This window comes from Pseudomonas sp. NY8896 (genome assembly GCF_039634505.1).
On record NZ_CP132350.1, the window covers coordinates 3,304,226 to 3,321,870 of the forward strand.

A 17,645-nucleotide genomic window follows, 5' to 3' on the forward strand; every position below is an offset into this window, starting at 1 on the left:
TCTGTGCCCCCCACGCAAATCCCAAGCCGATACCAAGGAACTAGAAATCTCCGCACTGCGGCCAATTGTTGGTAACCGGGTAGGCAACCAAGAATTCTCGGCACACCGGGAAATTTTCCCGGACACAACAATAAAGCCAAAGGTAGCCGTCATGACCCGATCCCCACGTCGCCCCTTGTTCGCCGTGAGCCTGGTGCTCAGCGCCATGCTGCTTGCCGGCGCGGCTCACGCCGCTGTCAGCAATGAAGAAATCCTCCAGGACCCGAAGAACCCGCAGCAGATCGTGACCAACGGCCTGGGCGTGCAGGGCCAGCGCTACAGCCCGCTGGACCTGCTCAATGCCAACAACGTCAAGGAACTGCGGCCGGTCTGGGCGTTCTCCTTCGGCGGTGAGAAGCAGCGCGGCCAGCAGGCCCAGCCGCTGATCAAGGACGGGGTGATGTACCTGACCGGCTCCTACTCGCGGGTGTTCGCCGTGGACGCCCGCACCGGCAAGAAGCTGTGGCAATACGATGCACGCCTGCCGGATGACATCCGCCCGTGCTGCGATGTGATCAACCGTGGCGTGGCGCTGTACGGCGACCTGGTGTTCTTCGGCACCCTCGACGCCAAGCTGGTGGCCTTGAACAAGGACACCGGCAAGGTGGTCTGGAGCAAGAAAGTGGCCGACCACAAGGAAGGCTACTCCATCAGCGCCGCGCCGATGATCGTCAACGGCAAGCTGATCACCGGCGTTGCCGGTGGTGAGTTCGGCGTGGTGGGCAAGATCCAGGCGTACAACCCGGAAAACGGCGAGCTGCTGTGGATGCGCCCCACCGTGGAAGGGCACATGGGTTATGTGTACAAGGATGGCAAGGCGATCGAAAACGGTATTTCTGGCGGTGAGGCGGGCAAGACCTGGCCTGGCGACCTGTGGAAGACCGGCGGTGCGGCGCCATGGCTGGGCGGGTACTACGACCCGGAAACCAACCTGATCCTGTTCGGCACTGGCAACCCTGCGCCGTGGAACTCGCACCTGCGCCCCGGCGACAACCTGTACTCTTCGTCGCGCCTGGCGCTGAACCCGGACGACGGCACCATCAAATGGCACTTCCAGAGCACGCCCCATGATGGCTGGGACTTCGACGGCGTCAATGAGCTGATCTCGTTCAACTACAAGGACGGCGGCAAGGAGGTCAAGGCTGCCGCCACGGCCGACCGCAACGGCTTCTTCTACGTGCTGGACCGCACCAACGGCAAGTTCATCCGCGGCTTCCCCTTCGTCGACAAGATCACCTGGGCCACCGGTTTGGACAAGGATGGCCGGCCTATCTACAACGACGCCAGCCGCCCAGGCGCGCCGGGTAGCGAGGCCAAGGGCAGCTCGGTGTTCGTCGCCCCGGCCTTCCTCGGTGCCAAGAACTGGATGCCGATGGCCTACAACAAGGACACCGGGCTGTTCTACGTGCCGTCCAACGAGTGGGGCATGGACATCTGGAACGAAGGCATCGCCTACAAGAAGGGCGCGGCGTTCCTCGGCGCCGGCTTCACCATCAAGCCGCTCAACGAAGACTACATCGGCGTGCTGCGCGCCATCGACCCCATCAGCGGCAAGGAAGTGTGGCGCCACAAGAACTACGCGCCGCTGTGGGGCGGGGTGCTGACCACCAAGGGCAACCTGGTGTTCACCGGCACGCCGGAAGGCTTCCTGCAGGCCTTCAATGCCAAGACTGGCGACAAGGTCTGGGAGTTCCAGACCGGCTCCGGCGTGCTCGGCTCGCCCGTGACCTGGGAAATGGACGGCGAACAATACGTTTCGGTGGTTTCCGGCTGGGGTGGTGCGGTGCCGCTGTGGGGCGGCGAAGTGGCCAAGCGGGTCAAGGACTTCAACCAGGGCGGCATGCTCTGGACCTTCAAACTGCCCAAACAGTTGCAGCAAACGGCAAGCGCTCAGCCATAACGCTGTAACCCTACTACCAAATGACGAGAGCCCCGCTGCCAACGATGCATTCGCCCGGCACGCGGGGCTTTTTACCATCGGTCCATCGCCTGTCGTGGGACAGGCATCGACCCGCAGAGGCTCAGCATGATCTACGCACAACCCGGAACTCCAGGTGCCGTCGTGTCCTTCAAACCACGCTACGGCAACTTCATCAATGGCGAGTTCGTGCCGCCGCTGGCTGGCCAATACTTCACCAACAGTTCGCCGGTCAATGGCCAGCCGATTGCCGAATTCCCGCGCTCCACTGCCCAGGACATCGACCGCGCCCTGGACGCCGCGCATGCCGCCGCTCAAGCCTGGGGCAAGACCTCGGTGCAAGACCGCGCCCTGATGCTGCTGAAAATCGCCGACCGCATCGAACAGAACCTGGAAGTGCTGGCCGTCACCGAAAGCTGGGACAACGGCAAGGCCGTGCGCGAAACCTTGAATGCCGACGTGCCGCTGGCGGCGGACCACTTCCGTTACTTCGCCGGTTGCATCCGTGCCCAGGAAGGTGGTGCCGCCGAGATCAACGAAGGCACCGTGGCCTATCACATCCATGAGCCGTTGGGCGTGGTCGGGCAGATCATCCCGTGGAACTTCCCGCTGCTGATGGCCGCCTGGAAGCTTGCCCCGGCGCTGGCCGCCGGCAACTGCGTGGTGCTCAAGCCGGCTGAGCAAACGCCCCTGTCGATCACCATTTTCGCCGAGCTGATCGCCGATTTGTTACCGGCCGGTGTGCTGAACATCGTCCAGGGCTTTGGCCGCGAGGCTGGCGAGGCCCTGGCTACCAGCAAGCGCATTGCCAAGATCGCCTTCACCGGCTCCACCCCGGTGGGTTCGCACATCATGAAGTGCGCGGCCGAGAACATCATCCCGTCCACCGTCGAGCTGGGCGGCAAGTCGCCGAACATCTTCTTCGAAGACATCATGCAGGCCGAGCCCGCGTTCATCGAAAAGGCCGCCGAAGGCCTGGTGCTGGCGTTCTTCAACCAGGGCGAGGTATGCACCTGCCCGTCGCGGGCGCTGATCCAGGAATCGATCTACGAGCCGTTCATGGCCGAGGTGATGAAGAAAATCGCCAAGATCACACGTGGCAACCCGCTGGATACCGAGACCATGGTCGGTGCCCAGGCTTCCGAGCAACAGTACGACAAGATCCTTTCGTACCTGCAGGTTGCCAAGGAGGAGGGCGCGCAGCTGCTGACTGGCGGCAGTGCCGAGCGGCTGCAGGGCGACCTGGCAAGCGGTTACTACATCCAGCCGACCCTGTTGAAGGGCAACAACACGATGCGCGTGTTCCAGGAAGAAATCTTCGGCCCGGTGGTGGGCGTGACCACCTTCAAGGACGAAGCTGAAGCGCTGGCGATCGCCAACGACACCGAATTCGGCCTGGGCGCCGGCCTGTGGACCCGCGACATCAACCGCGCCTACCGCATGGGCCGGGGGATCAAGGCCGGGCGGGTATGGACCAACTGCTATCACCTGTATCCGGCGCATGCAGCGTTTGGTGGCTACAAGAAGTCGGGTGTTGGCCGTGAGACCCACAAGATGATGCTCGACCATTATCAGCAGACCAAGAACCTGCTGGTGAGCTACGACATCAACCCGTTGGGCTTCTTCTAAACCACGCCGCTTGCTTGGCGGGCACGCCCGCTCCCACAGGGACCGCACAACTGCAGGCCTGTGGGAGCGGGCGTGCCCGCGAAGAGGCCCCCTACCAACGCACCCCGCAAGCTCGTTCCAAAGTAGCATTCGGCCCAGCCCGCCCCCGTGCATTAATGCTTCTACCGGAATTCTCCGGCACAAGAAGAGGACTTGCCCGATGTGGAATAAACCCGCCTATACCGACTTGCGCATTGGCTTCGAAGTGACGATGTATTTCGCCAATCGCTGATGCCTGCCCGGCCACCGCATCGGTGGCCGGGCCTTCAGTGCCGATGCCCCTGTGAAGCTGATCGATCGCGAGCACACACTGGCTTTGGGCAAAGGTTTCCGCCTGCACTGGGAGCCGCTGCAGGCTTGCCATGTGCTGCTGTACCCCGGAGGCATCATCGAGCTCAACGCCAGTGCCGGTTGGGTACTGGAGCTGCTGGACGGCCAGCGTAGCGTGGCTGCCATCATAGATCGCCTGGCAAGGCGCTTCCCCAGCGCAGCAGGGCTCGAAGAGGACGTGCTGGCGTTCCTGGAGGTGGCCCGCGCCAAGGCCTGGGTCGAATGAACCGTGGCCCCGCTTTGGTCTGGTTGCTTTCGCGGCCGGATGCTTTACGCTGGCGGTTACCTTCCAGAACAATAAGAACAGGCTTTCCGATGAGCCAGAGTTTCAGCCCGCTTCGCAAGTTCGTATCGCCTGAAATCATCTTTGGTGCCGGCTGCCGGCACAATGTCGCCAATTACGCCAAGACCTTCGGTGCACGCAAGGTCCTGGTGGTCAGCGACCCCGGCGTGATCGCCGCCGGCTGGGTGGCGGATGTGGAGGCCAGCCTGCAGGCCCAGGGCATCGACTACTGCCTGTACACCGACGTGTCTCCCAACCCTCGAGTCGAAGAGGTAATGCTCGGCGCCGAGATCTACCGGCAGAACCACTGTGACGTTATCGTCGCCGTTGGCGGCGGTAGCCCGATGGATTGCGGCAAAGCCATCGGCATCGTGGTCGCCCACGGGCGCAGCATCCTCGAGTTCGAAGGCGTGGACATGATCCGCGTGCCCAGCCCGCCACTGATCCTGATCCCGACCACCGCCGGCACCTCGGCGGACGTGTCGCAGTTCGTGATCATTTCCAACCAGCAGGAGCGCATGAAGTTCTCCATCGTCAGCAAGGCGGTGGTGCCGGACGTGTCGCTGATCGACCCGCAAACCACCCTGAGCATGGACCCGTTCCTGTCGGCCTGCACCGGCATCGATGCGCTGGTGCATGCCATCGAGGCCTTCGTCTCCACCGGCCATGGCCCGCTGACCGATCCCCATGCGCTGGAAGCCATGCGCCTGATCAATGGCAACCTGGTGGAGATGATTGCAAACCCCACCGATATTGCCCTGCGCGAGAAGATCATGCTCGGCAGCATGCAGGCGGGGCTGGCGTTCTCCAATGCGATTCTGGGCGCGGTGCATGCCATGTCGCACAGCCTGGGCGGGTTCCTCGACTTGCCCCATGGCTTGTGCAACGCGGTGCTGGTGGAGCACGTGGTGGCGTTCAACTACAGTTCGGCACCCGAGCGTTTCAAAGTGATTGCCGAGGTATTCGGCATCGACTGCCGTGGCCTCAACCATCGGCAAATCTGCGGCCGCCTGGTGGAGCACCTGATTGCCCTGAAGCACGCCATCGGCTTCCATGAAACCCTGGGGCTGCATGGGGTGCGTACTGCCGATATTCCGTTCCTGTCGCAACATGCGATGGATGACCCGTGCATCCTCACCAACCCCCGTGCGTCGAGCCAGCGTGATGTTGAGGTGGTCTATGGCGAGGCCCTCTGACGAGCAGCAACGGGCGCTGGCCGGGCTGCTGGGGCTGGGCGACCACTCGGCGCGCAAAAGCCACTACCCGGAACTTTCCGCCCGTCTGGACGAACTGGAGGCTGAACGCAACCGCTACAAGTGGCTGTTCGAAAACGCCGTGCACGGGATTTTCCAGGCCAGCCTGCAGGACGGCATGCGTGCCGCCAACCCGGCGCTGGCGCGCATGCTCGGTTACGACGACCCGCAAGCGGTATTGTTTTCCCTGACTGACTTGGCCGCACACCTGTTTGACGGCGGCACCGAGGAGTTGCAGGCCATTACCGCTATCCTCGCCCGCGAGCACAGCCTGCATGGCTACGAAACCCGTTTGCGGCGCAAGGACGGCAGCCACCTCGATGTGCTGATGAACCTGCTGCTCAAACCCGGCCAGGAGGGCATAGTAGAGGGGTTTGTCGCCGACATCACCGAACGCAAACTGGCCCAGCAGCGCCTGCAACAGCTCAATGACGAACTGGAGCAGCGGGTTGCTGCGCGTACCGATGAATTACTGGAGGCGCGTGATGCCGCAGAGGCGGCCAACCGCAGCAAGGACAAATACCTCGCCGCCGCCAGCCATGACCTGCTGCAACCGCTGAACGCTGCGCGCCTGCTGATCTCCACCTTGCGCGAGCGGCCGTTGCCAGAGGCCGAGCATGTGTTGGTGGAGCGCACCCACCAGGCCCTGGAAGGCGCCGAAGACCTGCTGACCGACCTGCTGGACATTTCTCGGCTCGACCAGGCGGCGGTCAAGCCGGACGTAGCCGTGTACCGCTTGGATGAGCTGTTCGCGCCGCTGGTCTCGGAGTTCAGCTCGGTCGCCGATGCTGCAGGCCTGAAGCTGCATGCGCGCATAGCCGACTATGCCATCTGCACTGACCTGCGGTTGCTGACACGTATCCTGCGCAACTTCCTCAGCAACGCGTGCCGGTACACCGACCAGGGGCGGATCCTGCTCGGCGCGAGGCGCCGCGGCGGCCATTTGCGGCTGGAGGTGTGGGATTCCGGGCGGGGCATTGCGCAGGATCGGCTGCAGGCCATTTTTCTCGAATTCAACCAGCTGGACGTTGGCCGCGCGGCGGATCGCAAGGGCGTGGGCCTGGGGTTGGCGATCGTAGAACGGATCGCCAAGATTCTCGGCTATCGGATCGAAGTGCGTTCGTGGCCTGGGCGTGGCTCGATGTTCAGCATCGAAGTGCCGCTTGGTAAAGCGGTGCCCCTGGCCGCTCACCAGGCCGTGCCGCTGCCAAGCGTCGGCAACCCGCTGCCGGGCCGCCGCCTGTTGGTGCTGGACAATGAGGTGAGCATCCTTGAAAGCATGGGCGCGCTGCTAGGGCAGTGGGGCTGTGAAGTGGTAACCGCAACCGACCAGGAAGGCGCCTTGCAGGCCTTGCAAGAGCGCGCTCCAGAGCTGATCCTGGCGGATTTCCACCTGGACCATGGTGTGGTGGGCTGCGAGGTGGTCAGGCACTTGCGTGAGCACTTTGCCGCGCCGATACCGGCGGTGATCATCACCGCCGACCGCAGCGATCAATGCCGGCGGGCCTTGCACAAGCTTGGCGCACCACTGCTGAACAAACCGGTAAAACCGGGGAAGTTGCGCGCGGTGTTGAGCCAGTTGCTGGGGTAATTCGCTAAAGCCCCGGTGTGAGGTTGCAGTTACGGCTATTGATCGTCTGCGAGAACCTTATAGGTACTGTGTGCCACGCGCAGGAATTTGGCGGCGGCGCCCTTGTTGACGTTGTAGCCGCCTGCGCCGCTGTGAGCGTCACGGGCATAGTTGGCGATGGTGGTGCCGATTGCTGTTTTCATGAAAAACTCGAAACCGATCCGATACTTTTCGACCAGCGCTGGCCCGTCCGGGCACATTACACGGCGGTGCTCGGACGTGAGCTCTTGAAGCTCGAAAGTATCTCCCAGAGCGCCATTACGGGTTTCCAGGACAATGGATTCGTACAACGTCATGTTCTTTCCTTGGTAAATGGGGCGGCCTGCTCAGTCAGGCCGCCTGAGTCTATCTGCAAACCTTGCAAGTGGCTGGTTTTCAGAACACGCGAACGGCACCGGCAGCTACGGGCAAGAACAGCCAGGCCTCTGTCACCGGCTTGCCTGATGCGGCCTCCACGGCCTTGGCGTAGGCCTGCAACTGCCCCGCGTGCGTTGCCGCCAGCCGCTGCCATTGCGCCTCGGGTGCCGGGTTGGACTTGTGGTCGATCAACACCCAACCCTCTGGGGTGGCCAACAGCAGGTCAATGCGGCCATCCAGTACCTGGCCGGCATCCAGCAGCTGTTGTACCGGGTATTCAGCCACCGCGTCGGCGTGGGGCCAGCGACTTGCAATCCAGGCATGCAAGGCCGTCACCTGGGCCAGTACCTGGCGGGCATCGACGTGTTCGAGTACGTCCAGGCCCTGCAGCAATCGGTTGACCTCGTCCTGGCTTATCGGGCGCTCCGGGTCGCTGAACGACAGGCCAAGGCTGGCATGAATCGCAGTGCCTACTGCGCTCATGTCCGGGTTGCCTTGCAAGGTGATGCGGCTACCGATACGGCAGGTTTCCTGTGCACCAGCAAGCGCGCTGGCCTGGGTGGCCGAAGGCTGCACCCCAAGTGGCAATCGAGGTGTAACGCTGTCGGGGGACGCAAACCAGTGCAGCTGGTTGGTGGTGGCTGTTGCAATGACTGGCGCACTGCCGGCGCCAAGCGTGCGATGCTCGACGCGCACGGTTGTTCCACTTTTCAGCTGCAATTCATGTGTGCCTGCTTCGGTCGTCAGCCATGGAGCCTGGACGCAATCTAGCCACGGCCCAGTCAACCGCCTGCTGGAACGAGCAATCACCAGAAAATCACGGGCGCGGGTCATGCTCACGTACAGCAGGCGCTTGGCTTCCTCGACAGCCTCATCGCGGCACGCCTTGGCAGCGGGGGTTTTGCCGATGGTGTCCGCCAGCGGCACGTTTTTCTGCTTGCCCAGTGGCCACGGCCAGTAACGGATAAAGCGGTCGCGCAATGGATCATTCGGGTCCAGGGCACTGTCGGACTGCGCCGAAACCGACCACAGCCGCTCGCCAACGTCCCGCGCCAGGTCCATCAGGATGACCACGGGCCACTCCAGGCCCTTACTGGCGTGGTGAGTCATCACCCGGACCGCATCCAGGGCCGGGGTTGCCAGCGCATCATTGCCCGCGCCGGCGGTTTGCCCCAACCAGAGCACCAGCCCGGAAATCGATGCCGCCCCCAGCCCATTGCGACAGAGGTCTTGGTAGCGTTGCGCCAGTTCAAGCAACGCGTCCAGGTTGGCCAGGCGCTTCTGCGCCTGTGCCGGCGTGGTCGACCAGCCCGTTACGCAACGGGCCAAGTCGCATTCGGCGATCAAGCGCTGCAGCGCCTCGACCGGCGTCAGCAATGGCAGGTCGGCACGTAGCCGTGCCAGTTCGGCGACCAGCGGATGTGCTGCATGCGCATCGACTGTTTGTTCTCGCCATTGGCCTTGCGGGTGCCCGGCGTGCAGATAGTGCAAGCGCTCTGCAACCCAGCTTTCTGGTTCCTCGGCGCTGGTCATGGAGACGATCTGGGCGGTGGCCAGGGTATCCGTCGGGTCATTCAACCGGCGCAAGCACGCCAGCGCCAGTGTCGCTTCTGGCGTTGCCAGCAGCCCGGGCTGGGCCGTGGAGCAGGGCAGGCCTGCGGCGGCCAGGGCCGCCGCTACCTTGGCCACATTGCTGTGGGAGTAGCAAAGCACGGTGATATCGCCAGCCTGCAGGTCACGGGCCTGCTGGGTGGTCTTGTCGAACACCTGGTAGCGGCTTTCGAGCAGTTGCCCTATCCCTTCGGCAAGTGCACAGGTCTGCTGCTCGGCATTGCTGCCATCGAGTATCCAGTTGGCAAAGGCGGGCCCGCCAAGCGGGTCCTGTCGAGTAGGCGTGAGCCGGACCTCGTCGGCGGACAGGCTGTTGCTGAACGCCTGGGTGAACACTTCGTTGGTCAACTCGACAAGCTCAGGGCGCGAGCGCCAGGATTTGGGCAATACCTCTTTGACCCCGCCCATGCCAGGCAAAGCGCCAAGGATGGCTTGCATCAAGGCGCAGTCGCTGCCACGAAAACCGTAGATCGCCTGTTTGATATCGCCTACCCAGTAAACCCGCTTGGCGATGCGGGCAAGCTTCAGGAAAATCGCCAACTGCATAGGGCTGGTGTCCTGGAACTCGTCAACCATGACCAGGTCCAGTTCTTGCTCCAGCACCTCGATGACCGCGGGGTTGTCCAGCAATCTGAGCAACGCATGTTCCTGGTCGGCGAAGTCCAGCACGCCCAGCTCGATCTTGTTACGGCTGTACAGTTGCAAGGCATCGATGGCGAGGTTGAATATCTGGTCCAGGTATTCCCTCAGATCGGCGTGCAGGCGCGGGTGCTCGGCATAGCGCTGTACCCTTTCGGTCACGCCGGCCACCAACGGCGTCAGCTTGGCTTCCGGTGCCGTTTTGGCCAGCTTTGCCCAGTCGCTCCAGCGGGCATTGCCTTGCTGCAGCTCACGCTGGAAGTCCTTGAGCAAGGTGATGTACGTTGCTGTCAGCTTGACTTTGCTGTTGGCGTCCTGCAGCAGTGCAAGCACATCGGGAAGGGTGCGCAGCAGCTCAGCGTCCAGATCGCTGCTGGTCATGCTGGGGAAGTGCGCAAGCAGGTCCTGGGCGTTACGCGCAGCGAAGTCGCGCGCGCGCTCAAGGTCAATGTCATTGCTGCGCAGCTGATCCAGCAGTCGGCGTAGTGCGTCTTGCCAGCTATCACTCGGAAGGTCGCTCTGCTGCAGGGTAACCTCCAGCCCCAGGCGCCGACTGATGGCAAGGAACGCCTCCATGCGCGTACCGTCAAGGACGCTATCGACGGCCTGGTTGAGCAGCACCTTCGCCTGCTCTTCTTCCAGCACGCGCTGTTGCGGTGGCATGCCGGCTTCAAAGGCGAAGTGCTCGAGCAACTGGCCACACAGGCTGTTTACCGTACCGATGCGTGCCTGGCCCATAGCGCTGGCCAGGCCGACCTGCCCCTTGTCGAGCAGGTGGCTGCGCACGCGCTCGCGCAGCTCGGCAGCGGCTTTGCGGGTGAACGTGGTGGCGATGATGCCCTCTGGCTGCACCTGTTGGCTGGTCAGCTCCTGGTACAAAAGCTCCGTGAGCCGATAGGTCTTGCCGCTGCCAGCGCCAGCGCTGATGAACGTGATGCGCGGGTTGTCGGACATGCTCATTGCTCCCATCCAGCCAAGCTCAGGTAGTCGTTGTAGGCTTCTTTGAGGTATTCCATGGCCAGTGCATGCGCCGGTGGCTGGGAAGCCTCGTCCTCCTCGATGCCTACCAGTGCCAGCTCGAAGTGGCCATCTGCAAGCTGCCCTTGCCGCCATTTCCAGGCTTTGATGAAGGCCTGCCACAGCTCGCGGGTGTTGCCTGGGGGGTTGGCAGGCACCTGTTGCGCGTCGGCGAACACGCGGTCGTCCGGTGTCAGCAAGCGTGCAGGCTCCAGAATGAAATACGCCACGGATGGCACCGAGCCGGTCTGCTGCTGCAGCAGTTCGGCATAGATCGCCAGTTGCAGATGGCGGTTGGCCTGAAGTTGGTCGGGGTACTTCTTGCCACCGGCCCACTTCATGTCGACGACCGCACGCAGTTCGTTTGCGGTGGTCACTACCAGGTCTGCCGAGCCTGCCAGCGCACCGCCCACGAAGGTGCCGGCCAGTGGCTGCTCAGTGGTGACAGCCACGACATTGGCCCGTGCGAAGTGGCTGCGCAGCTGGATCATTGCGCGACGTACGCGGTGGCGCAGTGTTGCCAGATCGGCGCCACGGCCGCGCATCAGCAGGACCGCCCCTTCCTCGAGCACCACCTGCTCGAAGTGCGTGGCGAACCAGGTATCGAACGCGTCAGTGGACATCGTCAGCGCGTCCGGCACGTTGAAAAAGCGCTCGGCCAGGCGGTGTGCGAGCGCGCCATTCAGTCGATAGCTGTCGCTCAAGCTGGGGCTGTTGCTGGCCTGGATCCTGGCACCGTACTGCAGCAGCCAGTGGTAAGGGTTGAACAGCAACAGGTTAAGGCTTGTATACGAAGCCTTCTCTGGCGCAGCCAGTGGGGTGCCGGCAGGCAGCTTCCACCAGCGTTTGCGTAGCGGCAGCGCGTGCAGGGTTTGTGCCTGGCACAACGGCCCTGGCGCGAGCATGAGGTCCTCCAATGCGTGCACGTGCGGCTGGCTGACGACCGTTTCGATCAACTGCCAGAGCGGGTGGGGCTCTTCCTGGGGCGGCGCCAGCACCAGTGTCAACTGCTGCCGTGCTGCCAGGACGGGACGCAGCCAGTCCTGGGCTGCCTGAGCCAGTTGCGCGGTGCTGTCGGGCAAGGCGACACCCAGGTCTGCCCATTGGCGGCTTTCAGCTCTGGACCACGGGGAGCGTGCCGGCAACGCCGGCATGGCCAGGTTCCACCATGTCACGGTGTCGACCGGTTCGATGGCTGCACCCGGGCGAGTGACGGTCAGGTAGGCGCCGGCCTGTGCCGCCAGCAGCGGGTTGTCCGAGCCGTTTGCAGTCGCTTGCTCGATAACCTGCTGCAACTGCCGTGGGCGCAGGAACTCGACACCTTGCTGCTCGAGGGCGGCCAGTGCCTGCAGCGCTGCCTGACATTGGCCATGGCCGGCCTGCGCTGCCTGGCGCTGTGCTGGGTCCTGGTGCCCCAGGCGCAGCTGAAAGAACGCTTGCAAGCGCTGAACGCGCACCTGCACTTCGTTCAGCGGAGCACCCGTGTCAGGGGAAAACGTGGGTGCTTCGAGCCAATGTTCGATAGACGTGCGAACACTTGGCGCGTCAGGGCCGTAGTACGCGCTGATGCGTTCGAGCAGCCTGTCCCATTCGGCCCCGACAATGCCGGGCATGCTGGATATCTTGGCTGCCAGCTGGCGGCGGGCAAACAGCCGAACGGGGTTGATCGGATGGGTCAGGAACTGCAGAAGCACCGGGTAATTCAGCGGTGCCCAGAGCAATTCCATCGTCAGCGGCAAGACTTGTAAGGCCGGCCGCAGAATGCTGCTGCCAGAAAGGCCATGCCGGGCCTGGTTCGCACCTGCCAGGTGGCTGTCCAGGCAGGCGCCGTCGGCAGTGGCCACCAGCAGCGTCTGCCGGCCTTGGGGCAATGTGCGGCTGAGCCAGGTAGCGGCCAGCGTTCGGGTCTGCGCCTGAACCACCCGGACGCTTCCGTCATCCTGCCAGGGCACGGGGGAGACGGGCGCGCCTGCAACACTGTCGCGCAACACCGCCTGCAACTGCCCGAGAAAACCTGGTGCAGCACCCGACGGGTTAGGCAGCTGCGCGTGAGGCAGCCGTTGCAGCACCCGTTGCCAGGCCAGGGGGTACACCTCCCATGCATCGCTGAGGTACACGTTGGTAATGCAGGCGCGGCGAACGGCCAACGCTTCGGCAACCTGTTGCAGTCGTTGCCCGATGGACGGTGGCACGACCTCGCAAGCATCGGCTTCAACTTCGGCAAGGTCGTTGATCCGTTGGCTGGCAACTGCTTTTGCGCGTCCGTCCCAGCCGTGGAGGTACAAGTCGTCGCGCCAGGCCAGCAGCGTGGCTGCCACGCCCAGTTCGTCGGCGCTGAAGCTGGCGTGATAGAAGCGTTGCCCGTTATCGCACTGGGCCAGGCAGGCGCGGTACGCGGCTGCGCGCTGCGCTGCACATGGCCGCACGGCGAGCAGGCCCAGCTGGCCTTCGAGGATGTCCAGCAAACCTTGTGGCCCGACTGTCAGGGCGCCTAGCCGATTGCCGGGCTGTGTAGCCCGCTGACCGTCGAGTTGCATTCCGAACGTGATGAGCATTTCAGGCACTTTGGCGCTCCTTGTATCCAGCGCACCACTTGGGCAGCAGTGACGTTGGCCTGTGGGCAGGTTTGTTCCATTGTGTGAGCGGGGGGCGACAGCTTGTGTCGCAGCCAGCTTGTGCGCTGGCTGGCGGGCAATTGGCGCGATGGTGGCGTTGGCTGGACGTCAGGGCTCCGGGTCAGGAGGTCAGTCGCTGACCACCGGGTAGCAGGCGTCGCCCCAGAGGGTGTCGGGGTTGTCGAGCATAAGCAGGATGATCAAAGGGACCAGCTTGCCCAGCAGTTTGGTGCAGTCGCGCAGCTGTGTGCGATTGACGCTGCCGTTCCAGGTCGCACCGCCGTGCATCAGTTGATTGCGCAAGGTGTAGATCCGGTTGAACAGTACCCCCAGAACCTTGGCCGTATCACGTTCCGCCAGTGCGTGGTGGGCGGCGCGTTTGCCGTTGCGCAGGCGTTCTTCCCACTCGGCTTCGCTGATTTTGCCGTTCTGGAACTCCCAGAAGCTCTGGAACACATAGGGGTTGTCCAGCAATGCACGGATGCTGCCAGAAAACTCCGACCACACCAGTTTCTCGATGACATGCTCACTGTCCAGCACGCAGAGCTTGTGCAGGAAGGCCTTGAATGCCTCTTGTTCGGACAACCGATACTGCTCGTCGATATCCGTGGCGTAGGCGGCGTTGAAGGCGATCCACAGGAAAACGAAACGACCATCGACGTCGTCGGCCTGCTCGGCGCGCTGTAGCCAGCTCAGGGCCCGGTGTATACGAATCGCCAGGTTGGGGTGATGGGCGTCGCGTTCAATGCGCTGACGAGTCTTGAGCGACTGGTAGTCCATTGCGTTTGCTTCCTTGGCTTGGGGCAATGCTGGCTGGGAGGCCGTATTCGCGGGGCAGGGCCCATCAGGTAAGTTATGGCTATAGGCTATCACTCATTGCAGTCATGACTCTACTCGGTTACCGGGCTGTACCGCTTCGGGCACCAGGTGCTCAGGCCAGGCACTGTTCAGGCGCGTACGCGGCGGCGGCGCGGCGCAGCGTATCGCCGATCTGTTGGCGCAATTGTGCTGGCGCATGCACCACCACCGCGTCACCGAGCGACAACAGCCACCAGTGCAGCTGCCAGGTATTGTTGACCGTTGCCTGAAGGCGGAAGCCTTGCTCCCACGGTTCGAGCGTCATGTCCGTGCTCAGTGGGGTTTCGCGAATCAGGCGTGCCTGGCGTTCGCTCACCCAAGCTTCCAGGCAGATCTTTTCGGGTTTGCCAAATTGCAGGGCATCCGTGGCGAGGTAGCTGTGCAATTCGAACGACTCCAGCCCCTGGCACGGCGAGTCGAGTACGGTCACCTCTCGGAAGCGGTGCACCGCGAATTGACGGACATCGGTGTAGGGCGCCGCCGTGGCGATGAGGTAAGTGATCAAGCCGCGCTGCACAATCGCCAGCGGGTTGAGTGTCAAGTCGCTTTGCTTGTCATTGTGCGCCGAATAGTACTGGCAGCGGATCTGCTGTTCGCTGATCAAGGCGTGCTGCAGGGCTTCAAGCGTTTCTGCATGAACCTGCGGCGCTTGCATGTTGAAGTCCGGCCGCACGCTGGCCACTTTGTCTGGCCAGCGGGCGGCTGGGTTGCCGTCGCCTAACCCCTTGAGCTTTTGCCGTGCGTGCTCGAAGCGTGGTTCCAGAACACTCAGCATGCTCCCTGGCAACAAGGGGCGAACGGCGTCCTCGACCAGCGCCAGGCTGACGGCTTCGGTCAACGTGATGCCTTGCAGCTCGACACTCACACCTGGCTTCCAGTACCAGCCCGATGGCGTTCCCCCTTCGTTGCGCTGCAACGGAAACACCAGGGAAAGGTCATGCAGATCGCGCTCGATGCTGCGTCTGCTGATGACGTAGCCCGCATCCGTCAGGCGGGCCAGCAGTTCAGTCACCGTGCTGCCGGGGGCGCGTTTTGGCAGCTGGCGCAGCAGCTCCCACTGGCGGCTCAGCGCGGTATGGGTCTTGGCTGAAGGCAAGAGAATCATCCTTGTGGTGGCAGGGCTGGCTTATGGCCAGCAATGGCGGCTAGTCTGCCTATCGGCGCCAAACCTGCAACCTTTAATTCGTCCACTGGGTGAAGCCGATGGGGCGTTGTTGCGCCGTAGTTTTCAGGCGGCATTCGGCAATCAACGCCGTGGCCAGTTCATTGGCGTTGGCAAAGGGTTTGAATCGGCCGCGTCGGGCAACCGCGGCGAAGTCACCCGGGGTCAGGCAGGTTTCGCCGCGCAGACGGGCGGCGGCAGCGTGCTGTGGGTCTTTGAGCCCCAGCGCCTTGAGGTGTGCGCTGAACAGCGCTTGAACCTGGGCGGTTTTCAGGTAGCCGAAATGCACTTTGAGGTCGAAGCGGCGCAAAGAGGCTTCATCCAGATCGCTCATCAGGTTGGTCGAGGCGATGAACAGCCCTCGGTAGCTTTCCATTTGCGTGAGCATTTCATTGACCGCAGTGACCTCCCAGCTCTGGCGAGCCTTGCGGCGGTCCTGCAGGAAGCTGTCGACTTCGTCGAGCAGCAGAACGGCCTGTTCTTGCTGGGCACGATCGAACGCTTGTGCCAGGTTCTGCTCGGTCGTACCCACGTAGGGCGAAACCAGGTCCGAGACTCGCTTAACCATCAGCGGTTTGCCCAGCTGTTGCGCCAACCAGTGGCCAAACGCGGTCTTGCCGGTGCCTGGCGGGCCGTAAAAACAAAGCCGGGCCTCGGCGTCAGCGCGTAGCCCGTCGACCAGCCCGTCGAGGGGCTGGTCGGTGTTGATCCAGGCGGGGGAATAGAAAGCGGGCAGAGAATGCTCATTGCTTTGCAGCTTGTCGAAACCTTGTGCCTTCAAGGTCGCGTTCACGACGCAACGAATGGTGTTGTCCAGCATCTTGCCGGCGCGCGGGGCCACGCTTCGCCCCACACGCACTGCCCGGTCCAGCACAGCAGGGGTGACCTGGTCATGGGCGCTGAGGTGTTCTACCAAGGTACTGCCCAGCTTGCCTGCGCCACATTCGCGCAGCATCTGCTGGCGCTGCGCCAAGGGCGGGTTCGGCACCTCGATCACCAGGTCGAAGCGACGAATATGCGCAGCGTCGATGTCTTCGATGCTGTTGCTCAGCCAAAAGCACGGCAGCGTGTTTTCTTCCAGCATGCGGTTGATCCAACCCTTTTGCGAGCGCTTGCCAGCGTCTGCACTGGCGGCCTGGAAGATGTCTTCGATTTCGTCCAGTACCAGCAGGGCGGATTGCGTTTGCAACACACTGTTGGCCGCGCGCAGCGAACACAGGCGCTGTTTTGCCGATACCGGGTCGCCGTGGCTGTCGGTGCAGGCTACTTCATAAAGCGCACGGCCCAAGGTATTGGCGAGTAGCCTGCTCAGCTGGGTTTTGCCAGTGCCAGGAGGGCCGTACAGCAGGATGTTCACACCTGGGCGCTGTTTGGCCAGGACGCTGCCCAGGTAGCGCTCGGCGATCAGCAACTGCTGGCTGACATGGCTGTAGTGTTCCGCCGTCAAGCTGCCAGGAGGGCTCAAGCGAAAAGCGTAGGCGAACAGCTCCAGGGGGGTACCCTTGTTGAAGCGCAACCGGCCAGGCAGCTCCTGGTTGCTCACCGACAACATCGAGCTCAGCGCCATGGCGGCGCGGTTGCTGGTGCTGATTTCCAGCAGGCCGGTGCGCAGCAACGGGCTGTTGTGTGCCAGGCAGGCTTCTACGGTCGCAAGTGGCAAGCCGAGGAGTACAGACAGCACTTTCACTGCTTGTTTGAACCCCAGCATGCCCAACTGGTCGGTGGCATCGCTCAGCGTTGGGTCGCAGTGCAACAACACGCAGAAGCCGAGTACCTGCAGGTCCGCTTCGGAAAAACTCAGCAATTGCCCCAAAGCCTCGAGATTGGCCGCCAGGTTATCCGGGTAATCTACTTGCGGATGCTCGGCGGTGAAGGCGCGCGCGCTCTTGCGCAACGCGGCCAAGGCAAGGGCAGGTTTGTAGTGGTCGTCATCCACCCACTTTGCGATGCCCAGCTCATAACCCAGGTCATCGTCATTCAGCCCGTGGCGGCCGATGAACGTACGATGCGCCCCAAGGTCCAGGAGCAGCTGGAAACTCCACTTCAGGGACAGTGTGCAGGTATCGACAGTGCGACGGCTGTCGAAGGCGAAGGGGTGCAGTCGAGAACCCATGATGAACATCCTGATGCTGTGGGGTGCTCATGGTCTGGGGGGCGATGGTCAGAATGTGTCGTCATCGGCGCTGCGCACCCCAGCGCAGCCGACCGCAAACAAATGAAAAGAAGCAATCGAACACGGGCGCGAAGCTTGGATACATCGATAAA

General features: G+C 62.9%; 12 protein-coding genes. 6 read left to right on the forward strand and 6 right to left on the reverse strand.

Translation table 11 applies throughout. The annotated features are described in order from the left end of the window. Positions 1 to 151 precede the first annotated feature (151 nt). The 6 genes from pedH to Q9451_RS14870 all read left to right on the forward strand — a co-directional run bounded on the left by pedH (position 152) and on the right by Q9451_RS14870 (position 7,082). Positions 152 to 1,939 (forward strand): PQQ-dependent alcohol dehydrogenase PedH, encoded by a 1,788-nt coding sequence (gene pedH / locus Q9451_RS14845; RefSeq protein ID WP_012272746.1) that lies wholly within the window; start codon positions 152 to 154, stop codon positions 1,937 to 1,939. A 126-nt stretch (positions 1,940 to 2,065) separates the two neighbouring features. Continuing rightward, positions 2,066 to 3,586: an aldehyde dehydrogenase family protein gene (locus Q9451_RS14850; protein WP_012272745.1), complete on the forward strand. Its 1,521-nt coding sequence runs from the start codon at positions 2,066 to 2,068 to the stop codon at positions 3,584 to 3,586. 199 nt (positions 3,587 to 3,785) lie between these two features. Next, a complete protein-coding gene (pqqA, locus tag Q9451_RS14855) occupies positions 3,786 to 3,857 on the forward strand; it encodes a pyrroloquinoline quinone precursor peptide PqqA (protein ID WP_071984777.1) in 72 nt (23 codons plus the stop codon). 51 nt (positions 3,858 to 3,908) lie between these two features. Continuing rightward, positions 3,909 to 4,181, forward strand: coding sequence for a pyrroloquinoline quinone biosynthesis peptide chaperone PqqD (gene pqqD / locus Q9451_RS14860; protein ID WP_012272744.1), 273 nt, complete (start codon positions 3,909 to 3,911; stop codon positions 4,179 to 4,181). A gap of 89 nt (positions 4,182 to 4,270) precedes the next feature. Continuing rightward, positions 4,271 to 5,434, forward strand: a complete 1,164-nt coding sequence (gene ercA / locus Q9451_RS14865) for an alcohol dehydrogenase-like regulatory protein ErcA (protein ID WP_012272743.1) — start codon at positions 4,271 to 4,273, stop codon at positions 5,432 to 5,434. Next, the gene (locus Q9451_RS14870) at positions 5,418 to 7,082 is read left to right on the forward strand and encodes a NahK/ErcS family hybrid sensor histidine kinase/response regulator (RefSeq protein ID WP_012272742.1); all 1,665 of its coding nucleotides are present in this window, start codon (positions 5,418 to 5,420) and stop codon (positions 7,080 to 7,082) included. The genes ercA and Q9451_RS14870 overlap by 17 nt, the downstream gene beginning before the upstream one ends. A gap of 35 nt (positions 7,083 to 7,117) precedes the next feature. On the opposite strand, the gene Q9451_RS14875 is transcribed toward Q9451_RS14870, so the two are convergent. The 6 genes from Q9451_RS14875 to Q9451_RS14900 form a co-directional block, all read right to left on the reverse strand. Next, positions 7,118 to 7,417 carry a hypothetical protein gene (locus tag Q9451_RS14875; RefSeq protein ID WP_012272741.1) on the reverse strand — a complete coding sequence of 100 codons (300 nt, stop codon included), beginning with the start codon at positions 7,415 to 7,417 and terminating at the stop codon, positions 7,118 to 7,120. A gap of 79 nt (positions 7,418 to 7,496) precedes the next feature. Next, on the reverse strand, positions 7,497 to 10,688 hold the full coding sequence (locus Q9451_RS14880) for a UvrD-helicase domain-containing protein (RefSeq protein WP_223296384.1): 3,192 nt from the start codon (positions 10,686 to 10,688) through the stop codon (positions 7,497 to 7,499). Then, positions 10,685 to 13,300 (reverse strand): PD-(D/E)XK nuclease family protein, encoded by a 2,616-nt coding sequence (locus Q9451_RS14885; protein WP_171577250.1) that lies wholly within the window; start codon positions 13,298 to 13,300, stop codon positions 10,685 to 10,687. Before Q9451_RS14885 ends, Q9451_RS14880 begins: the two co-directional genes overlap by 4 nt. 189 nt (positions 13,301 to 13,489) lie before the next feature. Then, positions 13,490 to 14,140, reverse strand: a complete 651-nt coding sequence (locus Q9451_RS14890; protein ID WP_012272738.1) for a HEPN domain-containing protein — start codon at positions 14,138 to 14,140, stop codon at positions 13,490 to 13,492. Positions 14,141 to 14,291: 151 nt separating this feature from the next. Next, on the reverse strand, positions 14,292 to 15,314 hold the full coding sequence (locus tag Q9451_RS14895; protein WP_041166523.1) for a WYL domain-containing protein: 1,023 nt from the start codon (positions 15,312 to 15,314) through the stop codon (positions 14,292 to 14,294). Positions 15,315 to 15,396: 82 nt separating this feature from the next. Next, entirely contained in the window at positions 15,397 to 17,493 is a 2,097-nt protein-coding gene (locus Q9451_RS14900) for an ATP-binding protein (RefSeq protein WP_012272736.1), read from the reverse strand. Between the last annotated feature and the right edge of the window lie 152 nt (positions 17,494 to 17,645).

Coding starts and splice junctions, on each gene's coding strand:
- Q9451_RS14875 (WP_012272741.1), bottom strand. CDS start 7,417: ATGACGTTGTACGAATCCATTGTCCTGGAAACCCGTAATGGCGCTCTG.
- Q9451_RS14880 (WP_223296384.1), bottom strand. CDS start 10,688: ATGAGCATGTCCGACAACCCGCGCATCACGTTCATCAGCGCTGGCGCT.
- ercA (WP_012272743.1), top strand. CDS start 4,271: ATGAGCCAGAGTTTCAGCCCGCTTCGCAAGTTCGTATCGCCTGAAATC.
- Q9451_RS14850 (WP_012272745.1), top strand. CDS start 2,066: ATGATCTACGCACAACCCGGAACTCCAGGTGCCGTCGTGTCCTTCAAA.
- pedH (WP_012272746.1), top strand. CDS start 152: ATGACCCGATCCCCACGTCGCCCCTTGTTCGCCGTGAGCCTGGTGCTC.
- Q9451_RS14870 (WP_012272742.1), top strand. CDS start 5,418: ATGGCGAGGCCCTCTGACGAGCAGCAACGGGCGCTGGCCGGGCTGCTG.
- Q9451_RS14890 (WP_012272738.1), bottom strand. CDS start 14,140: ATGGACTACCAGTCGCTCAAGACTCGTCAGCGCATTGAACGCGACGCC.
- Q9451_RS14900 (WP_012272736.1), bottom strand. CDS start 17,493: ATGGGTTCTCGACTGCACCCCTTCGCCTTCGACAGCCGTCGCACTGTC.
- Q9451_RS14885 (WP_171577250.1), bottom strand. CDS start 13,300: ATGCTCATCACGTTCGGAATGCAACTCGACGGTCAGCGGGCTACACAG.